The sequence below is a fragment of the Ruegeria sp. BC3 genome (assembly GCF_056539265.1).
Map to the genome: position 1 here is coordinate 844,626 of NZ_JBQFUP010000001.1, position 13,005 is coordinate 857,630.

The window sequence follows — 13,005 nt, forward strand, 5'->3', positions numbered from 1 at the left end:
AAGCCCCTCAACCGACCGTAACACGTGCAGATGGGCCCGGCCCAAAACTGGCCGAGATTTGGGCAACGTCGACAGAATAACTGCCGGTTACACCATCCGCGACCTTCATCCCCGGCGCATAGGTCCATCGCGGTTCTGACAGTACTTGTTCGCGCACGACCCTGCCGTTGACCAGGATTCTCAGCAAATAGGATTCGGTCTCTTCCCCTAATGGGACATCCAACCCCTCCCAACTGTCACCGTCCAACCGGGTGCGGCGAATCCATGAAATCTGATCGCCTTGCACGGTGGCCGTGGCCCCTAGATGCACCGGAGCGTAGGGTCTCAGCCCATTGCCGTCGAATGTATGCACCTGATGGACAAAGGACTGGTCATCATACGCCCTGGTACCAGGCCCGATGCGGTAGTTGTTGGTCACGCGCCGTTCCGACCGCAACAATCCGGTCTGAAAGACCCGCTCATCCAACAGAACAAAGGTCGACCCATCAGGCCAGACATCCGGCATGGCGGCATCTGTTCCCAACTGACCACGCAGCCGACCACTGAGGGCATAGACCCCCTGATCCTCTAGCGAAGCCGTGGCGAACTGGAACAGCTCCCAATTGTCTGGGGTGCCATCACCGATTGCGGCCAGGTTTGCGCCGTTCAACAAAGACTCGCGCGGGCGCGATTCCAGCAAGCCATCAACCAGTCGCACGCGCAATGGTGCACCATCATCCCATAGCCCAACGCTGGCCCGCCGTAACGGCGTTTGGGTGGTACCGATGACAGCTTGGGCAGAGATTACGTCCTGCAACGCATAGTCCTCGTCATTGGTCGCGGAATACACCGCAGCGCTGCCGGGCCACGGGTCTGCGGTTACGGCAATGTAAGGCGCGTGTGGAACTTCCGATCCGGTCAACAACGGCAAGTCCAGGAACACAGGGAACACCGGAACCGGGGCGATAAAGGGCTTGGTCGAAACCTTGTCTTCAGGCAAATCTGAAGGCGCGTATATCCCCGGCTCGATCCGAACCGCGTCGGCCAACTGCATCTCGGCTTGCTCCAGCCGATCGATGCGGAACCGAACGCCCTGCTCTTCCCCGTCCAGAGTGATGACATCCCCCGCACCGATATGGGCCAGGGATGGCGGCAGCGCAAAGCGGACGGTCTCGCGCGAAACGCGCGCCTCGCTCAGCCAACGTTCAACGGTCTGGCGACCCTCTGCCCGCGTCATCGAGAGGGGCATTTCGTTGACGGACACTGAATGCGTGCGCGCATCGGGCAAGACGGCTTCCTCGGCCACGATGTCGTGGTCCGAGTCCGACTGCACAAAGCGCAGGCGCACGCGGCCGGTCATTTCGGCTTCGGCCTCGCGGCGGTGCTCGATCCCCGTTTCGATATCCGAACTCAGCGCCAGCTTATCTGGGTCCAAGGATGTGGCGCGCTGACCCTGACGCATCTGGAATCGCAATACCCCGTCCCGTTCGATCGCATCGAACCCATAGCGCAGCATCAGCGGCTGCAACGCGGATCGCGCGTCCGAGACCTGCTCGATCGCGTAGCCGCGTACAACGCCATAAAGGCGCGAAGTGTCAATGTCGGTGACACCTGCCCCATGGCAAATCTCGGTCACCACCGAGGCCAGCGTTCGCGCTCCGGACCGGCCGTTCAGCCAATGGCCGCGCGGATAGTTTTCGCCGTCGCTCCACTGCTGTTGCAGGTTGGGAAAAATCGGATAAGGCCGCGCATCCCACGCCCAGACGTAAGCGTTGGATAGGTCGATCATCCTGCCGCCATAGGCCTCTGAAACCGGGTTGTTTTTCCCTTCGGACCAGTAGCCCAGAACTGCCCGCAGGTACTGCACCTGCATGAAGTCATCGCGCAGGCCATTCGAGTATCGAGGCAGTTTGGATTCCGAGGATTTCGGGTCCAGAAACTTGTTCGGCTGATTGGTCCCTTTTTCGATGGCGGCACAGCCCAGTTCAGTGAACCAGATGGGCTTGCACTTGGGCACCCAAGCTGTTCGGTCGGCTTGCCGCACACCACCGATCCGTTCATGGTGGGGTTGCGACCACCAGTTGCGCAGGTCCTTGTACCGCCAGATCCACGGCTCATTGTGGGCCTCATCCTTGATGGGCGTGCGTATCTGCGCTTTGGACTCCTCGGGCGAGGCATAGAACCAGTCGAAACCTTCACCGCCTTCAACATTGCTGCGCAGGTAGTCCAGATCGTAGATCGCAGGTGCGCCAGCCTTGACGTCCACGTGATCCTCTCCGTCGCGCCAATCTGACAGGGGCATGTAGTTGTCGATGCCGACAAAATCGATGTTGTCATCGGCCCAAAGCGGGTCGAGGTGGAAGTACCGGTCTCCGCGCGCATCAGCGGGCTGATAGCCAAAATATTCGCTCCAGTCGGCGGCATATCCGATCTTGGTATCCGGCCCCAGGATTTTGCGAACTTCAGAGGCAAGCGTGCGCATCTGCGCGACCGCCGGAAACCCGGTCGCGCCGCGGATCTGGGTCAGGGCTCGCATCTCGGATGCAATACAGAACGATGCAACGCCGCCCGCTGCCTTACACAGCGCAGCATAGTGCAGGATGAAGCGGAACAGCCCCCATTCCTGCGGGCCGGTATAGGTGACGGTGCCATCGCTCACAGAGAAATCGCTTGCGCGTGCCTGCCCAAAGAACTGCGCAACCTGTGCGTCTGCCTTGGCGGTCTTGTCAGGCGAACCAGCGCGCCCCGGCGCCTCGCTGAGCGTTATTCGCCCACGCCATGGCAGGTGCGCTTGGTCAGTGGCGTCCGACCAAGGGTCCGGAAGGCCATTGCCCTTTAGCTGGTCCATCAGAATGAACGGGTAGAACATCACCCGCTTGCCCGAGGCTTTCAGGTGCCGGATCGCCTCGACAACCGAGGCGTCGGCAGGCGTGGCCCCGTAAACTGGCCTGTCATTTTCGAACTGCACTACTGGTGCCGCGGCGCGCGAGACACCGGATACGTTCCAAGGCATGTTCTCACCGTCGAACTCTTTATGAAGAACCTTCGGCTGCACCTTGCACTGACCACAGCGCAGATCGTCGCCAAACCACGACACGACCAGTGATACCGCATCACAGGATGGCAGTTCGGCGCTTAGCGCGCGGGTCGAGGTCACCAGATCCGCAACACCCGAGGCCGAATGGACATTCGCGGCCCAGTTTTGCCCCTGACCCTTGGAATAATTCACCTGCTTACTGGCCAGTGCGTATTCTCCGGTCCCCGGGATCATCGCCACACCGCGCACGATATTGGAAACGGCACCCGGCGTATCCGGTAAGCCGGGCTGTTCCTGTCGAACGACTTCAAAGGAAAACTGTGGGACCCGGTTCCCGAACGCGGCCAGCTGAAAATCTTCGATCACCACATAGGCCGTGCCCCGATAGGCCGGAACCTGCCCCGTGCCTTCGACCGTTTCGATCAGCGGATCAGGCAACTGGTCACCAGTGCCTTTGTAGATGCGCATGTTCAGACCAGAACGCTCCAGCTCTTCGCCATCGGCCCAGATACGTGCGACATCGGAAATCTGCCCAGCGCCGACTGCAATAGCCAGAGAGATCGAGTAACTGTAGGTATGGGTCGTCGTGGTCGTAGTGGCCGAGCTTGGCCGTCGCGAGCCCTTGCCGCCGCGCGTGGATTGCGTCGTCGTGCTGGTGCTGCGGGTCTCCAAAAAGTCCGAGGCCCAGATCACCTGGCCTCCTACCCGCATCCGGCCGAAAACGGTCGTGACCGGAGATCCTTCGCCGGTTTCGGTCAGGCGGAAACGGTCCAAGCGTCCAGTTTCCACGACCTCGCTGCCGCCGCCCATAACGGACTGGCTCATTAGCCTCTGATCAATGACCCTGCCCAAGGTCGCGCCAACGGCCCGGCCGATGATCGCGGTAGACAGACCGGCGACGGTTCCACCGATCGAGCCGCCTATGGCAGCTCCGGCTGCAGAAAGAACAATCGTAGCCATTTACCTGACCTCCAGCGGAAATGCGAAACAAGCGACAATCCGGCGTTGCCAAGGGTCGCTCAGGGCGTTTTCGACGACGCCGTGCCCGGAATAGGCGTGAATGAAGCGGGGAACTGCTCCGGTCTCGCTGACAACGCCTACATGCTTGGCCACGCCACCGTCGCGCATTCGGAACAGCAACACGTCCCCGGGTTCCAAGTTTTCGGGCGGTTTGGCCGTCAGGTGGCGGCGCGCGGCTGCCCACATGCGTTCTTCGCCCTGCGGCTCGGACCAGTCCATGCTATAGCTCGGCACTGCCTCAGGCTCTGCCCCAAAAAGCGCGCGCCAGATACCGCGCAGCAGCCCCAGGCAGTCTGTGCCTGCGCCTTTGACGGACGCTTGATGCACATAAGGTGTACCCAGCCAACCACGGGCTTCGCTCACTATGTCTTGTCTGGCGACGTTCATCGTCTGCTGCCCCCCTTGTTCGGATTGTCTTTCTTGGGAACAGCCATCACCCAGTCCTCGCCCGGCAGGTCAGGAAACCCCTGAAAATTGATAAGGTTGTTGAACTTCTTGCGGCAGGTTTCCATGCGTTTGTCGCAACCAGCCGTCAACCGAACGCGGTCACCTTTGGCCAAACCGCCGCTGATGCCGGCCCACAAGGTTACGTTGCGCCCGCCCGCGATGCGTTCGTCCTGTTTGACCGACGCCCAAAGCCCGACCGCGTTACCGGTAATGACGTCCAGACGACCACGTTCGAACCAGGCTGCATCAGGCGCCTCGGCCCCGCGTAGTTGCAGCACACTGCCCGCTGACAGGCTGACAATCTCGGCTTCAGCCTGAAAGCCCGAAGAGGTCACCTTGAACCGGCAGGACGCGTCGCCCAAAACTGCTGTGCATGGTTTCTGATAGATGCGGCCCAAGGGGCGGTTCAACAGATCCGTCAACCCGCGCAACTCGGCATGGAATGCCCCGCCGCCACGCCGCATTTCACCGATCGAGCCGCGAAACTGCAGAACCCTCTGATCTGTGTCAGCCCAATTGACCAACCATGCGCGGACCTGCGCACCGTCGAACCGACCGGCCTCGATGTCATCTTCTGTGATCGCCGCATCCGACAGCGCCCCCATCGCCTCGGAGTTGTCAATCGAAAGCCCTGTGGCCTGTTCGATTGCCGCAGCGGTCAGGCCCGTGCTGGCCTTGAACGTCAGCCCGTCAAAGCGCAGCTCCATATCGTGATCAGTGAACCCGTAGACCTGCCCGTCCGAACGCTGAATGGCCCAGCACCGACACGTGGTTGTAACGCCGCTTTGCAGATGCGCCTGAAATCCGTTTTGATCACCGCTCATCAGACGCGCACCTCGACCACCGGGACATTCGGCACGTCGCCCGCCTGAAAGCTGGCCACGCTGGTTTGAATCTTGTCGGTGTCAAATCGCACCGGCACATCGAATTCGAACCCTGCGGTAATCTCGACATCCCGCGGCGGCGCATTTGTGAATGAAACGCGGCCATGCGCCAAATCCACCTCGAAATCCACGCCCTCGCGCATTTCGTCCTGCTCAAGGCCAATCTTCACCGTGCCGAGCACCGGCTTGATGATCGGTCGCACATATTTGAACCCGCCCGAGCTGTAGGTCTTTATCAGCTGAAACTCCGTCGTCTTGCCATCGCCACGCGCGATCGTCTGGTCGGCGTTGTCGACCTCGGCTGTCGCGGCGCCGGATTTGAAATCCGACCAATCCTTCCACCGAAACCCGAACATCTGTCCCTGACGCGCTTCGAAGAACGAGATCAGCGTCTCAATATCGTCCAGCGACCGCATCCCCAATCCGGCGTCGTAACGGCGACGGGAATGGGCCCAGGGCGTGTTGCGTTCTTCGAACCCATTGGCCAGCGTCACGATATCCGTGCGCCGTTCGGGGCCACCAACCGAGCCAAAGCTCAGGCTGGCTGGAAATCTAACCTCGTGGAAATTCATGACCTGCTCCCTGTTTTACCTGTTGCGACTGCCGCGCCCCAACGCGCGGCTCATCTGTGCGGCGATCTGATTTTGGCTGCGGCGGAACCCCTGAACGTCAGGTGTGGTGATGTTCATCACCACGTTAACGGCGCGCCCGCCGCCTGAGTTGCGCACGCCCAGCTTTCCGTCGGGCCCGCGCGCCAGAGGCATGATCGCCTCGGGACCAGCTTCGCCCATCAGTCCCGTCGCGCCGCGCATGGGAAACATGGTCGGGCTACTGACAACGCCGCCATTGGCAAAAGGCATGACACGTCCCTGTGAAAAGCTGCCCCCTTTGGCAAAGGGCAACAGCCCCTGCACCAACCCACCAACTGTGCCCGCCAGCATGCCGCCGAAATGATCCGTCACCGGTTTGATCGCCGCCGAATAGGCCGTACGGATCATCGAGTTTTTCAGCACATCCAGCGCATCCGACAGGTTCATCCCATCCAGCACCACGCCATCGAACGCTCTGCGCAATCCGCTGGACATGCCGCGTTCCAGTGTGGCGACGTCCTTGCCGGTTTCTTCAAACGCGGCGCTGATCCGTTTCATCTGGCTGTCAAAAGCCGCCGCCATCGAGGCCGCATCCCCCAACGAGTCGCCCAGCGCCTCGCCGCGTTCCTGCAGGTCGTCCAACCCGTCACGATCCGTCATCACGCTCTCCTTGTGTTGTGTCCGGGTAGGTCGCCAACAAGGCATCCAGGCCCGCACGGTTCATCGCGGGCATGCCTGCGCCCTGTCCCAGCATCAGTTGCAGCTCGGCTGGTGTCAGTCGCCAGAACTGATCCGGCGTCAGACGCAGGCCGGTCATCCCGGCCCGCATCAATACAGTCCAGTTGAACCCGCTCACTGCTCTGGCACCATGAAGGCCCGCGCCAGCAGTTCCGCCGCCGCCCGCGCACCCGCCATCGGGCCACCCTCGATCTCGGCCCGCAGCAGATCGGCACGGGCCACATCGGCACCACCGCCGCGCAGCCCGGCCACGATCAGCGCCAGCACATCACGGCTGGAGTAAGCCCCGCCCTCGAACCGCTGAACCAGATCCACCAGCGAGCCGGTGCCCAGTTCCGTTTCCAGTTCCGCCAATGCACCCAAGGTCAGCTTTAGCACCCGCCGCTCTCCATCGATGGTCAAAGCCACCTCGCCCGTCCACGGATTGGCCATCGGATTTAAAGCGCCGCAAAGCTCAGCGCGCCAGCGCTGGCCAAGCTCATCTCATAGGTCGCCTCACCGTTATGCGAACCCGCATATTCGATGCCCGTGACCTGAAACGCCCCTTCGACAATCCCAAAGTCCGGGATGATGACCTGAAAATCAGGCGTTTCTCCATCAAAGAACAATTGCCGCGCGCGCTCATCCGTACCGGCATCCTTGAACACGCCCGAGCCGGAAATCGACGCCGATTTGACACCGGCCCCTGACAGCAGCTCACGCCAGCCGCCCTGGCTTTCCAGGCTGGTGACATCCACACTTTCCGCGTTGAAGCTGACCCGCGTGGCGCGCAGTCCCGCGATGGTTTCAAACAGACCGCTGCCGTTCATATCCACTTTGACCAAAAGGTCCTTGCCGTTTTGGGCACCCATAGGTTCTCTCCGTTGATTGGTTAGTCGTCTTCCACGCGGGCGCGGAATCTCAGGTCGATCTGGCGGATCGCGCCGCCGGTTCCGGTGCGTCGGGCCGAGGCCCGCTCGAACCACAGGCCCACTAAACGCCCCCGGCCCAGACTGGGCATTACGCCTTCCAGTGCGTCACACACGGCACCTGCCAAAGTCTTGGCAGCGCCAAACCCTGCAGCCTCTGACACGACAGACACCGTGAACCGGTGCACTGCGCCCCCGCCTGAGCGGTCCGACGCATCGCGCACCTCTTCCGGTCCCAACGTCAAATAGGTCTGTGGCACCGCACCTGCCGGAACAGCGTCATAGATCGCGCCACCCGACAAGGCGTTGACCTCTGCGTCATCTGACAGCTTTTGGAACACCGCCGCCTGCAAAGCCGCTGAAACGCCATAACTCATGCCGCCACCTCTTCATCTGCGAAACAGGTCAGGTACTGACCGCGCGGGTCACGCTCGGCGACTGCCCGGATCACAAAGCGGCGCGCGCCTTCGGTGAACCGTTGATCCGGGGATGGGCGCAGACTGGACCCCTGCGGAGCGCCACGCACCACAATGCGATAGCCAACCCGCGAGACCGGAACACCAGCCACTTGACGCTCGGTGCCGCTTCGCGCGGTGACCTCGGCCCAGAGGGTACCAATCGCCGTCCAAGTCTCGGTGTACCCACCCGAACCATCCGCAACGCGGACAGGTTCTTCCAAAACGAGCTTTCGGTTCAGTCGTGGCGTCTTCATTGCGCCACCCCTGCGCCAAACCGCACGGTGCGGTAACGCTGGATCAGGCTGGTGACCCCAAAAGGCATACACCCCGCGCCCAGCGCCGTTTCGTCGCGATATTCATAGTAGTGCGCGGCCAGCAGCAGGACCGCCTGACCCAAATCGGCGGGCAAATTGCCCCAATCCACGGCCATACCAGCGGTGAAGACAATCCTGACCGACCCGCCTTTGGCGATCTTGGGCAGCGACGTTCCCTTTGGCCGCAGCCGGGGACGCTGACTGTCTTTTTCGACACGGTACGCGTCTGCTTCCATGCTTGTCTGAACACCGTCTGCATCAACCAACGTCACGCTTTCGACCCGCGAGACCGGAGCCACTGGCAACACTTCACCCGATTGGTCACGCCAAACGTTAACGCTCCAGGAAAACTCGCGCTCGATCAGCACTTTGCTCGTACGCGCCTCAATCGCCGCGATCGCCGCCCGCAAAAAGCCTTTCAGCACCTCGTCCTGCACGCTGCCTTCGGCAAATCCCGTGCCCAGCCTCAGATGCGCCTTGAACTGATCCACCGGCAGCGCCGTATCCGCGATGGCGGTTTCTTCGATCAACATCATCCATTCACTCCGCAATCTCGGCCCCCTCCGGGGGTCGTCACTTCAGGAAATTGGCGGGCCCGCGCCGCCCCACGTTGCTCGGACGGAGGGGAGCAGCTAGACAACGCGGGGGATCTCACCCCGGCTCGCGCCCGCCGCCCGAGGGGCCAGCGGCCTCCCGGATCCGTCACCGCTTAGGCGGTGCCGAATTTCACCAGCTTGATTGCAGCAAAGTCGCTCACGTCGCCGCCCACACGCTTGGTCGCGTAGAACAAGACATGCGGTTTGGCGCTGAACGGGTCGCGCAGAACACGCAGATCGGGACGCTCAGCGATGGTGTACCCGGCCTGGAAGTCGCCGAACGCGATCGAGAAGCTGTCGGTGCCTGCATCCGGCATGTCCTCGGCAATCAGCACCGGATAGCCCATCAGCCGTGCAGGCTCTCCGGCGGCCAGGCCGTCGGACCACAGGAAGCGGCCATCGCTGTCCTTCAGCTTGCGGATCAAACCAGCGGTTTTCGAATTCATCACGAAGGTGCCGTTTACGCGGTACTGCGCACCCAGCGCATAGACCACATCGACAATCGCGTCCGCCTCGACGCCGCCCGCAATACCCGTGGGCACATAGCCGATATTGCCCCAGGTCCAGACATCATTGTCGACCTTGGCGTGGTCCAGAATGCCCTTGGGCTTGTCCGCGCCATCGCCCGAGATGAAGGCAGCCGCCTCGGCGCGGGCAAACTTGTCGGCGATGCGACCTGCCAACCAGCGTTCGACATCAAACGCGCTGTCATCCAGCAAACGTTGCGAGGCTTTCGGCAGCGCGCTCAGTTCGTGCAGCGCAATCGAGATACGGTCAATCGACGGTGTTGCGGTTTCGGTTGCCGCGGCATTCTCATCCGCCCAGCCTGCCCCCACATCAGTATGGTCGATCAGCACGTCGAACGAGTTCGCCTCGACGTTCACCACCGAAGCGATCGAACGGATCGAGGCGGTGGACTTCAGCACCGACTTGATCATCTCGGCCGTCTTCGGATCGACAAGATACCCGCCGTCACTGTTAACTGCGCTCGACAGCGACTTGGCTTCCATTTCCAGAGCGCGCAGCCCGTCATCGTCTCCGCAGCGCACATAGGCATCAAAGGCCTTCTGGTGCGGGGCACCGTCCTCGATCGAGGCCGCAAGATGCGGGCGCGCCGCGATTGTTGATTTACGATCCAGCATAGTCAGTCGCTCTTCTGTCTGTTGCAGTTGGGTTTTAACTTCAGCCTTGAGGCCCTTGAATTCATTCACGAAGCCAGCCATCGCCTGCTTCACCTCCTGAACCAGGGGCGCACCCTCTCCGGTCAAGGCCGGGGTCTCGGTCTTGCTCATCAGCACTTCCATTTCTTGGGTGAGTTTGAGGCGCGCTAGGGTCGCGCCAGCTCCAGCCGGGCGTCGTTGAACGCCTCGGCAATACTGCGCCAGGTGTTCTCGGCCTCAGGGTCCACGCCCTTGGCCGCCACCCGCGCACTGGGCAGCATCGGGAAGGTCACCAAAGACACCTCCCACAGCTCCAGTTCGGTCAGGACCCGTTGGCCCTTGTCATTCTTCGAGGCCCGTTTCGTGCGGTACCCAATCGACAGCCCGTCCATCGCCCCCGCACGGATCAGCTCGGCTGCCTCGCGGCCCTTTTGGGTGCTTTCCAGCAGGCGACCTTTGACCCACAGGCCACGGTCATCCTCACGCACCTCATCCCAGACGCCGATGGGCTGCGCCGGGTCATGCTGCCACAGCATTTTGACCCGCTGACCCGCCTTTTTCAGCCCGGCCAGTGAGGCGTGATAGGCCCCTTTCTGAACCACATCGCGGCCTTGATCGACCTGTCCGAACAGGCTGGCATAGCCTTCGATCACCGCGTCTTCGGTAACCGACAAGCCCTCGCCAAACCGCGCGAATTTATGTTCCAAATCCATAAACTTCTCCATGTAACCCGCTGAACTTATGGCGTTACCGTCAGGAATGACTGGAACGCCTGCGCCAGGATCACCGCCGCCACGCCGTAAACCGTCAGCCATAGCCGTCGCTCCAGCCGCTCCATCATCTCTTCGATCTGATCCAAGCGCCTGCACAGATGTGCATGCTGAATCTCGGCCACTCTCTCATGCGCAGCCAGGCGCAGGCCCGGCGCGCAATCAAACGGGGGATACCCCTCAGCCATCCGCGCCATCCGCCAACGCCGGCAACCCCAGCAGAGCGCGTTTTTCCGCCTCGGTCAGGAACTCCGCCCGGCTGACCCGCGCCCATTGCGCATCGCGCTCCGCCGACAGGGCAGGCACCTGATCCAGATCGGGTTTCAGCATCATCTCTTCGCCCGTGAACCCCGAAAGCCACTCGGACACCGCCGCCGCCACCCGCGTCACCAGGGGCAGAACGGTCAAGCGATAGAACGCCCGGTTGGCCTCCTGATAGTTCGAATAGGTCGCGTCGCCCTGGATCCCCAGCAGCATCGGCGGGACCCCAAAGGCCAGCGCGATCTCGCGGGCGGCGGCTTCCTTGGTCTTTTGAAACTCCATGTCCGAGGGCGAAAAGCCCATCGGCTTCCAATCCAGCCCCCCTTCCAGAACCATCGGCCGCCCCGCATTCCGCGCCCCGCGATAGTTCTGTTCGATCTCATCCGACAGACGCCGGAACTGATCCTCGGCCATCACCCCGTGACCATCGCCCTTCCACACCAGCGCGCCCGAAGGCCGCGCCGCGTTATCCAACAGCGATTTCGACCACCGCGACGCGCTGTTATGCACATCGATCGCCATCGCCGCCGCCTGCATCGGCGAGAACCCGTAGTGGTCGTCCTGAGGGTGGAATGATTTGATATGGCAGATGTTTTCCGCCGCGAAGCGATGTTTTTTGCCACCCACAGCATAGTCATATGCCTTGGGCCAACCATCCGCGCCCGGCACCACGCTCATCCGGTCGGAACGCAACACATGCAACTCAACCGGCAGGCCCTCATCAGCCTGCACCGCCTCAACATAGGCATTGCCAGACAGCAACAACTGCCCAAACAAGGCCTCCATCAACTCCGCCCGACCCTGCGCCGCATTCGGGCGGCGCATCAGGGACAGGATCGGATGAACGTCGTAGCGCTGCGCCTGATCCTGAAGCACCAAAGGCAGGGCCGCCGCCGCCTCGGCAATCAACTTGACGGATCGAAACCCCACCGGGTTCCCCGAAAACCCCGTCCGCGTCAGCGACACCGCATCCCGAGGGCTCCACGCCACGCGCCCGCCCGTCTGCCACGCCACCACTGGCCCCGCCGCGCTCGCCTTCGCCTCGGGCGCCGCCTCAGCCGATCCACGACGCAAGAAATCGAATACCATCTGTGCTCCTTTCTGCCGCCGCTATGCCCGGCTTGTTGAAAGGAGTTATGAGGGAAAGAAGTTTAAGCCTCGGGAATGGGGCGTACGGAGGGGGGGCAACGCCACTCAAATCAACAAATTGTTCCCATGGTCAGAACGGCTTACCAATTGAACCTGCCGCCCAGCATCTTTACGGGGTTAAAGCGCTCGACCCTGGAGACTTCAAATGGCACAACGAATTCCACCTGTTTCACCGGACACGCAAACTCCTGCCCAAAAGTCTGCACTAAACAAGGTGCGCGCGGCCTGGGGCCGTGACCTGAACATCAGTGATGCGATGGTACATAGTCCGGAAGTTTTGGAAGGTTTTTTGGCATTTTGGACCGCACTCGATAAATGCGGTCTGTCACATGAAGACCGCGAAGTGATCTGCATGGAAATGGCCGTTCGAAACGGCTGTCACTATTGCGTGCCGGCCCATTTGAACATGGCCGAGGCCCGTGGAATCGACATGGAAATGATCGGGAAAATTGCTTCAGGTCAAACTCTGGGTGGCAACAGCCGCGCTGCGAGGCTTCAGCAGTTGACCCGTAACCTTGTGGAGTCTGGTGGAAATTTGACCGATGAACAACTGGCTCAAGCCCATTCCGACGGCTTCGATAACGCGCAACTGGTCGCAATTGTCGCCGAGATTGCGCATTGTCACTTTACAAACAGTTTCAATCGTCTGGCGCAGACTGAGCCGGATGCGCACTTCCCACCTGCGCCCTGAACC

16 protein-coding genes are annotated in these 13,005 nt (G+C 61.5%); 1 reads left to right on the forward strand and 15 read right to left on the reverse strand.

Annotated features, from left to right (window positions below; genetic code table 11):
* Positions 1–7 precede the first annotated feature (7 nt).
* From ACR0MV_RS04165 to ACR0MV_RS04235, 15 genes are all read right to left on the reverse strand, one after another.
* Positions 8–3,976, reverse strand: coding sequence for a baseplate multidomain protein megatron (locus ACR0MV_RS04165; protein WP_480701069.1), 3,969 nt, complete (start codon positions 3,974–3,976; stop codon positions 8–10).
* Positions 3,977–4,423 carry an NlpC/P60 family protein gene (locus ACR0MV_RS04170; protein ID WP_480701070.1) on the reverse strand — a complete coding sequence of 149 codons (447 nt, stop codon included), beginning with the start codon at positions 4,421–4,423 and terminating at the stop codon, positions 3,977–3,979.
* Positions 4,420–5,307, reverse strand: coding sequence for a DUF2163 domain-containing protein (locus ACR0MV_RS04175; RefSeq protein WP_480701071.1), 888 nt, complete (start codon positions 5,305–5,307; stop codon positions 4,420–4,422). The genes ACR0MV_RS04170 and ACR0MV_RS04175 overlap by 4 nt, the downstream gene beginning before the upstream one ends.
* Complete coding sequence (locus ACR0MV_RS04180; protein ID WP_480701072.1) at positions 5,307–5,939, reverse strand: phage distal tail protein, Rcc01695 family; 633 nt, start codon at positions 5,937–5,939, stop codon at positions 5,307–5,309. Before ACR0MV_RS04180 ends, ACR0MV_RS04175 begins: the two co-directional genes overlap by 1 nt.
* Positions 5,940–5,954: 15 nt before the next feature.
* A complete protein-coding gene (locus ACR0MV_RS04185) occupies positions 5,955–6,617 on the reverse strand; it encodes a phage tail tape measure protein (RefSeq protein ID WP_170428011.1) in 663 nt (220 codons plus the stop codon).
* Positions 6,604–6,813, reverse strand: coding sequence for a rcc01693 family protein (locus ACR0MV_RS04190; RefSeq protein ID WP_480701073.1), 210 nt, complete (start codon positions 6,811–6,813; stop codon positions 6,604–6,606). The genes ACR0MV_RS04185 and ACR0MV_RS04190 overlap by 14 nt, the downstream gene beginning before the upstream one ends.
* The gene (locus tag ACR0MV_RS04195; RefSeq protein ID WP_170428017.1) at positions 6,810–7,127 is read right to left on the reverse strand and encodes a gene transfer agent family protein; all 318 of its coding nucleotides are present in this window, start codon (positions 7,125–7,127) and stop codon (positions 6,810–6,812) included. The genes ACR0MV_RS04190 and ACR0MV_RS04195 overlap by 4 nt, the downstream gene beginning before the upstream one ends.
* A 5-nt stretch (positions 7,128–7,132) precedes the next feature.
* Entirely contained in the window at positions 7,133–7,546 is a 414-nt protein-coding gene (locus ACR0MV_RS04200; RefSeq protein WP_170428020.1) for a phage major tail protein, TP901-1 family, read from the reverse strand.
* Between the two features lie 20 nt (positions 7,547–7,566).
* A complete protein-coding gene (locus tag ACR0MV_RS04205; RefSeq protein ID WP_480701074.1) occupies positions 7,567–7,980 on the reverse strand; it encodes a DUF3168 domain-containing protein in 414 nt (137 codons plus the stop codon).
* Complete coding sequence (locus ACR0MV_RS04210) at positions 7,977–8,315, reverse strand: phage head closure protein (RefSeq protein ID WP_480701075.1); 339 nt, start codon at positions 8,313–8,315, stop codon at positions 7,977–7,979. The genes ACR0MV_RS04205 and ACR0MV_RS04210 overlap by 4 nt, the downstream gene beginning before the upstream one ends.
* The gene (locus tag ACR0MV_RS04215; RefSeq protein WP_170428030.1) at positions 8,312–8,911 is read right to left on the reverse strand and encodes a head-tail connector protein; all 600 of its coding nucleotides are present in this window, start codon (positions 8,909–8,911) and stop codon (positions 8,312–8,314) included. Before ACR0MV_RS04215 ends, ACR0MV_RS04210 begins: the two co-directional genes overlap by 4 nt.
* Positions 8,912–9,084: 173 nt before the next feature.
* A complete protein-coding gene (locus ACR0MV_RS04220) occupies positions 9,085–10,263 on the reverse strand; it encodes a phage major capsid protein (RefSeq protein WP_480701076.1) in 1,179 nt (392 codons plus the stop codon).
* Positions 10,264–10,298: 35 nt separating this feature from the next.
* The gene (locus tag ACR0MV_RS04225; protein ID WP_480701077.1) at positions 10,299–10,844 is read right to left on the reverse strand and encodes an HK97 family phage prohead protease; all 546 of its coding nucleotides are present in this window, start codon (positions 10,842–10,844) and stop codon (positions 10,299–10,301) included.
* 26 nt (positions 10,845–10,870) lie between these two features.
* Entirely contained in the window at positions 10,871–11,089 is a 219-nt protein-coding gene (locus ACR0MV_RS04230) for a GTA head formation protein, RCAP_rcc01685 family (RefSeq protein WP_170428039.1), read from the reverse strand.
* Entirely contained in the window at positions 11,082–12,251 is a 1,170-nt protein-coding gene (locus ACR0MV_RS04235) for a phage portal protein (RefSeq protein ID WP_170428041.1), read from the reverse strand. The genes ACR0MV_RS04230 and ACR0MV_RS04235 overlap by 8 nt, the downstream gene beginning before the upstream one ends.
* A 205-nt stretch (positions 12,252–12,456) precedes the next feature.
* On the opposite strand from ACR0MV_RS04235, the gene ACR0MV_RS04240 reads away from it, so the two are divergent.
* Complete coding sequence (locus ACR0MV_RS04240) at positions 12,457–13,002, forward strand: carboxymuconolactone decarboxylase family protein (protein ID WP_170428043.1); 546 nt, start codon at positions 12,457–12,459, stop codon at positions 13,000–13,002.
* The last annotated feature ends 3 nt before the right edge of the window (positions 13,003–13,005 follow it).

Excerpts from the sequence above, each read along its gene's own strand:
- ACR0MV_RS04165 (WP_480701069.1), bottom strand. The coding sequence starts at position 3,976 with ATGGCTACGATTGTTCTTTCTGCAGCCGGAGCTGCCATAGGCGGCTCG.
- ACR0MV_RS04170 (WP_480701070.1), bottom strand. The coding sequence starts at position 4,423 with ATGAACGTCGCCAGACAAGACATAGTGAGCGAAGCCCGTGGTTGGCTG.
- ACR0MV_RS04175 (WP_480701071.1), bottom strand. The coding sequence starts at position 5,307 with ATGAGCGGTGATCAAAACGGATTTCAGGCGCATCTGCAAAGCGGCGTT.
- ACR0MV_RS04180 (WP_480701072.1), bottom strand. The coding sequence starts at position 5,939 with ATGAATTTCCACGAGGTTAGATTTCCAGCCAGCCTGAGCTTTGGCTCG.
- ACR0MV_RS04185 (WP_170428011.1), bottom strand. The coding sequence starts at position 6,617 with ATGACGGATCGTGACGGGTTGGACGACCTGCAGGAACGCGGCGAGGCG.
- ACR0MV_RS04195 (WP_170428017.1), bottom strand. The coding sequence starts at position 7,127 with ATGGCCAATCCGTGGACGGGCGAGGTGGCTTTGACCATCGATGGAGAG.
- ACR0MV_RS04200 (WP_170428020.1), bottom strand. The coding sequence starts at position 7,546 with ATGGGTGCCCAAAACGGCAAGGACCTTTTGGTCAAAGTGGATATGAAC.
- ACR0MV_RS04205 (WP_480701074.1), bottom strand. The coding sequence starts at position 7,980 with ATGAGTTATGGCGTTTCAGCGGCTTTGCAGGCGGCGGTGTTCCAAAAG.
- ACR0MV_RS04210 (WP_480701075.1), bottom strand. The coding sequence starts at position 8,315 with ATGAAGACGCCACGACTGAACCGAAAGCTCGTTTTGGAAGAACCTGTC.
- ACR0MV_RS04215 (WP_170428030.1), bottom strand. The coding sequence starts at position 8,911 with ATGATGTTGATCGAAGAAACCGCCATCGCGGATACGGCGCTGCCGGTG.
- ACR0MV_RS04220 (WP_480701076.1), bottom strand. The coding sequence starts at position 10,263 with ATGAGCAAGACCGAGACCCCGGCCTTGACCGGAGAGGGTGCGCCCCTG.
- ACR0MV_RS04225 (WP_480701077.1), bottom strand. The coding sequence starts at position 10,844 with ATGGATTTGGAACATAAATTCGCGCGGTTTGGCGAGGGCTTGTCGGTT.
- ACR0MV_RS04230 (WP_170428039.1), bottom strand. The coding sequence starts at position 11,089 with ATGGCTGAGGGGTATCCCCCGTTTGATTGCGCGCCGGGCCTGCGCCTG.
- ACR0MV_RS04235 (WP_170428041.1), bottom strand. The coding sequence starts at position 12,251 with ATGGTATTCGATTTCTTGCGTCGTGGATCGGCTGAGGCGGCGCCCGAG.
- ACR0MV_RS04240 (WP_170428043.1), top strand. The coding sequence starts at position 12,457 with ATGGCACAACGAATTCCACCTGTTTCACCGGACACGCAAACTCCTGCC.